Consider the following 6000-nt stretch of genomic DNA (forward strand, 5'->3'; position numbering starts at 1 on the left):
GCGCCTGCCCGCGCGGATCGCAAAGCGGCGCGGTCCGCGCGGGCCAAGTCTTTCGGGCAGGTCAATTGAAGGGGAGACCGTCGCCTCCCTCATCCAGCCGCCTGCAGCTCCTTTTTGCGGGCCGGCCGGCGGCGTGGCCGGCGTTGCGGCGCAAGCTTCAGCATCACCGGCGGCTCGCTCGACAAGGCGCCCGTCACGGCGCCGACCATGCCATGGGCGACGAAATCGGCGTTAAGGCCGGCGGCAAGTTCCGCCGCGGCCTTGGTGTCGCCGTTGCCGATTTCGGACCAGGAGACGATGCCGACCCTGAGGCGCGGTTTGAGTCGCTTCAGCCGCCGCACCATGAAGCGCGCGTGCTTGGTGGAGTCGCGGTTGAGAAAACCGATCACCACCGTATCGACGCCGTTCAGGTCGAGGCGGCGGATCCCGGCGGGTTCGAGGTCTATGAAACTCGCTCGCGACACTTCGGCGCCCTGCACCTCCAGCACCTGCGCCAGCATCGCGGCGGCGGCGTCGTCGAGCTCGCCCCGCCCGCCGGCGCAAAGCACGGAGAAGCCGACGCCATCCGGAAGATCGACCTCCTCGGATTGAGCCTCCCTGCCCTCGCCGGCCTTCCGATCGTTCGCCTTGCCTTCAGCCGCCTTGCCTGCGGTGATCCTGGCTGAGGCTGCCTTGCCCGGCGAGGCTTCGGCCGAGGCAGTGGCTGCCTGCTCGTCCTCTTCCTCTTCGGCTTCCGCCTCTTCTGCTTCCTCCTGGGCGCTGCCGTCGAGATTGGCCACGAGCGTCAGCGCGCTCGCCGCGACCTGTTTGCGCTGCTCGTCATCCATGACGCCGCGGATTCGGTCCTGCTCGCCGAGCAGCAGCGCTGGAATCGCCACCTGGTCGTAGAACTCGAACAGGTATTTTTCTTCGAGCATCTCCTCGGCGTGGTCGGTCGCCTCGTCCGGATCGGCGGCGAGCAGCCGCTGATAGAGACGCGCATGCGGCTCCAGCACCGGCTCGTTGCCGAACAGCACGTCGAGGAACTCGAACTGCGGCACGTGGCGGCCGAGGACCACGAGGCAGACGGTGAGCGGCGTCGACAGCACCAGGCCGATCGGCCCCCAGAGCCAGGTCCAGAAGATCGCCGCGACGATGATGGCGAGCGGCGAAAGGCCGGTGCGCGAGCCGTAGAGCCATGGCTCGATAACGTTGCCGGTGATCAGCTCCATGACGATGAACAGCGCCGCGGTCCACAGAAGCAGCGACCAGCCGGGCGCCACGGCCAGCGCCAGGAACAGCGGCAGCAGTGCGCCGATGATCGGGCCGATATAGGGAACGAAGCGCAAGGCGAGCGCCAGCATGCCCCAAAGCAGCGCGTTGGGGATGCCCAGCACCCACAGGCCGATGGTGATCGGGATGGCGTAGATGACGTTGACCACCAGCTGCATCAACAGATACTGGCCGACCCGCTTGCCGGCGTCCTGCAGCGCCTGGGTGGTGCGGTGGAGATCGCCATAGCCGACGAGGCGGATGAAGCGGTCGCGCAGATCCTCCCGCTCCATCAGCATGAAGATGACGACGACGACCACAAGGCCGGCAGAGCCGAGCGGACTGAGCAGCGGCTCGATGACCTTTTGCAACACTTCGAGCGGCCTTTCATGCGCGACGATCTCGACCGGGATCGGATCGCGCTTCGGCGTCTGGGCGGCGGATGGCAGTTGCGGCTCCTGGCGCTCGAACTCCTGGCCGACGCGCTCGATCACGCCGCTCAGGCGCGAGATGATGCCGTTGCCCAGCCCGTTTTCCTTCAGCGCGCGGATTTTTGTCAGGATGTTGATCTGGTAGACGGGGATGTTCTGGGCGAGGTCGCTGACCTGCGTGGCCACCACGAAGGAGAACAGCGCAAGCGCGGCAAAGGCGCCCAGAACGCTGGCGATGACGGCAGGCAGGCGCGGAATGCCGACGCGTTTCAACGCCGACACGACCGGCGCGATGGCGAAAGTCAACAGCAGCGCGACTGCGATCGGCAAGAACACCTCGCGCCCGAAATAGAGCGCCGCAACCGACGCGACGACAGTTGCGACCGTCGGCAGCGCCGTGCGCGGATGGCTGCGCGAGGCAGCAAGCAGGCCCGCCAGCCCCGGTTCCGACTCGCGCGTGCCGTTCTGACGATTACCCGCCACCGTGAGTCTCCACCCTGCCCGCCATCATTGGCGATATTTCGCCGGCGTGCAACGCGCGGATCGGAGGATGGTTGCGAGGTGCGATCAGTTAGCGGGAGGACGAAGCGGCTGATGCAAAATCTCCCCTTGCGGACAAGGGGAGATCTGATGCGCTCGACTGCCGCACCGGCAGGTCCGTGGCCCAGCTATTTTACCGGGATCATGAGATGCGCGTAGGGCGTGCCCGGCCACATCACATAAGGCTTGGACGTGTCGGGCTTGGCATCGGTCGGATAGCCTTTCATCATGTCCATCGCGTTGACGATCATCACATGCGGGCCGGTCTCGATCCAATTGTTGCCTGCCTCGGGCTTCGTCGCATAAGGATCGGTATTGCTGCCGTCGGTGCCGCCGGACAGCATGTACATGAAGCCGACCTTGCCTTTGGGCGGTTCCTTCTTTTCCAGCCAGGCCATCGCCCATTCCATCGAGTTGGCATCGCCGCACATCGGATCCGGACCGGGCGAGGCCGGGTTGTCCGGCATGCACCAGAAGCCGCTCTTGCCCTCGCGCAGGGTGCGCATGTTCCCCTTTTCATCCATGGCGTAGACCGCAGCGCCACTCGCCACTGCGGCGGGTGCGGCGGACTCGGCGCTCTTGATCAGCGCAGCATCGTCGGCAGCTGCGCCCTGCATCGCAATCAAACTGCCCGCTGCCAACAGCGCAGCGACCGTCAGAAGCCGTTTCATGGCCGTTCTCCGGTTCGAGTTGATGTCTTTGTGCATGATGTCGGACGTCACGGCGTCCCAGGGCCGTTCGTCGGTGAAAAAATCCTAGCAGATTGTGGGCGGGCGGACAATTCAACTTTAGCTTTTGCTAATGTCCTTCCATGCTCTCGAACGCTGGCGAAACCGGCGGCTAAGCTCCTTCGTCATCCTGGGGCGGAGCAAGGAGCGAAGCGACGCCCGCAGACCCTAGGATGCCATGCCCCGACATGCGGGCTTTGCAGCGGTGCAGAACTCTCACCACCCAATTCCACGGAAGAGTTCGAACCACTCCGGATTGGCCTTTTCGATCAGCTCGATCTTCCATTGGCGTGGCCAGCGTTTCAGGGACTTCTCGCGCCGGATGGCGTCGGCGATGTCGAAATACTCCTCGTACCAGACCAGTCGCTGCACGCCGTATCGGCTGGTAAAACGTGAGCTTCCGCCAGCCTTGTGCTCGGGCATGCGGCGGCTGAGGTCGTTGGTGACCCCGATGTAGATGGTGCCACCCTTCTGGCTTGCGGTCATGTAGACATAGCCGGTCATGGGTTCGATCTTGGCCCGAGCTGTTGCTGGTGGCTATTCTGCACAGTTGCATTCTACGGCCAATGTCACGGCATGGATCCTAGGGTCTGCGCGCGTCGCTTCGCTCCTTGCTCCGCCCTAGGATGACGAAGTGTCGGGTGCCGCCGCCCCTGATGCTCACCCCCCCTCTGCCCTGCCGGGCATCTCCCCCGCAAGAAGGGAGCTTAGCAGCTCACCCTCCCTTTATGTTGCACTGCGTTAGATTTGTTGCATTGCGGTATGAGCCCATAGGCGCGAGGCTTTACCCAAGGCGGGATACGAAACGACCGTTGCGAGGTTCGCCTTCGTGTCAGCACCATCGCCGGACTTCCGGCCCGACATTGAGGGGTTGCGGGCGCTCGCCGTGGCGGGCGTTGTCGCTTTCCACTTCGGCCTCACCGCCCTGCCAGGCGGCTTTGCCGGCGTGGACATCTTTTTCGTCATCTCCGGCTACCTGATCACCCGCCATCTGGTCAGCGAGATTTCGCTGACCGGCCGGCTTGACCTGCTTCGCTTTTATGCCCGACGCGCGCGGCGCCTGCTGCCGGTGGCGCTGTTCGTCATCGCCGCAACGCTTGCCGTCGGCGCGCTGATCCTGTCGCCGGAGGAGCAGGCGCTCTATTCCAAGGGCGCGATGTTCGCCTCCGCCTACATGATCAATCTGTGGCTGATCCGCTGGTCGTTCGACTATTTCGCCAACGACGCCGCCAACAACCCCTTCATCCACTACTGGTCGCTGTCGGTGGAGGAGCAGTTCTACCTCGCCTGGCCGGCGCTGCTGATGCTGGCGGCATGGTTGAGGCCGGGCAAGCAGACGATCATGCTGGTGATCGGCAGTGCCGGCCTGGTCTCCTTCGCGGTCTGCGCCTGGCTGACCCCCATTTCGCAGCCCTGGGCCTTCTACTTCTCGCCGCTGCGCGCCTGGGAATTCGCCGCCGGCGGGCTGGCCTCGATGGCGCCGGCATGGCTGCTGCAGAACCGCCCGCGGCTCGGGACGGCGTTCAGCCTCTGCGGGCTAGCCCTGATTATCTTCGCTTACCTCACCTTCAGCGAGGAGGCTCCCTTCCCCGGTTTCCTGGCGCTGGTGCCCGTGGCCGGTACTGTCCTTCTCTTGCTGGCGGGAGCGGCCGGCGTCAGGGACGGCATTCTTTCGCGCAATTCCCAACGGAAAACCGCGGGGCTCTTTTCCTGGAATTGCGTAAATGCCGCCCTGGCGCTGCCGCCTTTACAATGGATCGGAAAGCTTTCCTATTCGCTCTATCTCTGGCACTGGCCCGTGATCGTCTATGCCGGCATGCTGGTCGAGGAACTGACTTTTCCGCAACGCCTCGCCTGCCTCGGGCTGACGTTGGCGCTCTCTGCTCTTAGCTACCATTTCATCGAAAATCCGATCCGCCGCAACGGCTGGCTTATGGCCAATGCGGCGCGGGCGCTGGTGCCGGCCCTCCTCCTGACCGGCACCGGCGTCGCAGCCGCCTACGGCAACGCAGCGCTTGCCGTGCGCGCCGAGGACCCCGAGCAGCGCGCGATCGCGGCAAGTGCGGCCGAGCCGGCCACCGCGCGCGCCAAGGCTTGCGTCGAGGGCTACGACACGGTGACGCCGAAACCCTGCGTGTTCGGCAATGGCCAGCGCGTGATCGCGCTGTTCGGCGATTCCCATGCCGATCACTGGTCGACGCCGCTGGTCGAGGCGGGAAAGAAGAACGGCTACCGCGTCGAGACCTGGCTGAAGAGCTCGTGCCGGCCCTCACGTTTTTCCTACTTTGTCACGAAGCTCAACCGCGACTACCGCGAATGCGATCAATGGCGCGAACAGGCGATCAAGGAGATCATCGCGGCCAAGCCTTCGCTGGTGGTGATCTCTGAGCTGGCGCTGACCTCCTCGCGCAAGATGGCGGCCGGCAAGGGCGAGCCGGACACGCCGGACGCCGTATGGCGGGCCGGCCTGCGCTCGACGCTGACCAGCTTGAGCAAGGCCGGGCTGAAGATCGCCTTCATCCGCGACGTGCCGTTCAATGACGAGAACATCGACACCTGCGTGTCGCGCGCGCTGTGGCGCGACAAGGCGCCTTCGCTCTGCGACCAGAGCCGCGCCTATGCGGCCAACGACCAGATGGCGGCGGTCGAGCGCGAGATCGTCACCAGCGTGCCCAATGCCACTTACGTCGACCTCACCGACCGCTTCTGCAACGCCACAACCTGCCACGTTTTCATCGACGGCCAGCTCGCCTTCCGCGACCAGCACCATCTGGCGACGCCGTTCGCGGAATCGCTGGAACCGGAGGTGGAAAGACGGGTGATTTCGAAGGTGGGGCGGTAGCGTCCTTATCTCGCTCGAGGGGGAGATGGCCGCGAAGCGGTCAGGGGGGTCGTCTCACGCAGAGTGCCGACGTTGCCTGTTGCCGCGGAAGGCGTTGGCGCTTGACGCCTGGCGACCCCCTCTGTCGCCGGTGTCCAGCCGATAGATGGGTAACACTTTGAACCGGATACATGGGTTACAGTTTTCCCCCTGAGTTGCTGTCCGCCGC

General features: G+C 64.8%; 4 protein-coding genes. 1 reads left to right on the top strand and 3 read right to left on the bottom strand.

Annotated features, from left to right (window positions below; translation table 11 throughout):
- Positions 1–89: 89 nt before the first annotated feature.
- The 3 genes from CK220_RS27975 to CK220_RS27985 all read right to left on the bottom strand — a co-directional run bounded on the left by CK220_RS27975 (position 90) and on the right by CK220_RS27985 (position 3454).
- Positions 90–2165 (bottom strand): AI-2E family transporter, encoded by a 2076-nt coding sequence (locus CK220_RS27975; RefSeq protein ID WP_095814616.1) that lies wholly within the window; start codon positions 2163–2165, stop codon positions 90–92.
- Between the two features lie 185 nt (positions 2166–2350).
- On the bottom strand, positions 2351–2893 hold the full coding sequence (locus CK220_RS27980) for a hypothetical protein (protein ID WP_095814623.1): 543 nt from the start codon (positions 2891–2893) through the stop codon (positions 2351–2353).
- Positions 2894–3166: 273 nt separating this feature from the next.
- Entirely contained in the window at positions 3167–3454 is a 288-nt protein-coding gene (locus CK220_RS27985; RefSeq protein ID WP_095814617.1) for a GIY-YIG nuclease family protein, read from the bottom strand.
- A gap of 325 nt (positions 3455–3779) precedes the next feature.
- Here CK220_RS27985 and CK220_RS27990 point away from each other — a divergent pair, with 325 nt between their 5' ends.
- Positions 3780–5792, top strand: coding sequence for an acyltransferase family protein (locus CK220_RS27990; RefSeq protein WP_095814618.1), 2013 nt, complete (start codon positions 3780–3782; stop codon positions 5790–5792).
- Positions 5793–6000 lie beyond the last annotated feature (208 nt).

Origin of the sequence: Mesorhizobium sp. WSM3860 (assembly GCF_002294995.1) — a bacterium.
GTDB lineage: Bacteria > Pseudomonadota > Alphaproteobacteria > Rhizobiales > Rhizobiaceae > Mesorhizobium.

What these genes read in the sequence shown, in the direction of transcription:
- CK220_RS27980 (WP_095814623.1), bottom strand. Translation starts at nt 2,893, where the DNA reads ATGAAACGGCTTCTGACGGTCGCTGCGCTGTTGGCAGCGGGCAGTTTG.
- CK220_RS27985 (WP_095814617.1), bottom strand. Translation starts at nt 3,454, where the DNA reads ATGACCGGCTATGTCTACATGACCGCAAGCCAGAAGGGTGGCACCATC.